Source organism: Vibrio caribbeanicus ATCC BAA-2122, from assembly GCF_000165125.1.
GTDB lineage: Bacteria > Pseudomonadota > Gammaproteobacteria > Enterobacterales > Vibrionaceae > Vibrio > Vibrio caribbeanicus.
The window spans coordinates 1-371 of record NZ_AEIU01000034.1; the positions used below are offsets into that span (position 1 = coordinate 1).

Genomic DNA, 371 nt, shown 5'->3' on the forward strand with positions numbered 1-371 from the left:
TGTTCCAACCACCGATGGGTTGGTTAAAGGCGGAGGCGCTTTCAAACATCTCCCTCATATTTCCAACCTTGGAGGTGTTCCAACCACCGATGGGTTGGTTAAAGCTGGTAGCACCTTTAAACATGGCGGCCATTCCTTGAAGGTACCACCAATCAGTGTTGGAATTGACGTTGGAGGTATCCCAGTTGCCAATGGGTTGGTTAAAACTGGTGGCGCCTGCAAACATCTCATTCATGCTCTGAACCTTTGAGGTATCCCAGTCACCGATGGGTTGGTTAAAGGCTGTGGCGCCTTTAAACATCGCCGCCATATTTTCAACCTTGGAGGTACTCCATTCACCGATGGGTTGGTTAAAAGGCTACGAGTAGTGT

At 49.1% G+C, this 371-nt stretch carries 1 protein-coding gene; it reads right to left on the bottom strand.

Translation table 11 applies throughout. From position 1 onward, the window contains the following. Positions 1–310 (bottom strand): BspA family leucine-rich repeat surface protein (locus RH40_RS03540; protein ID WP_009599957.1); only part of this gene is annotated, 310 nt, incomplete at its 3' end. Positions 311–371: the final 61 nt, after the last annotated feature.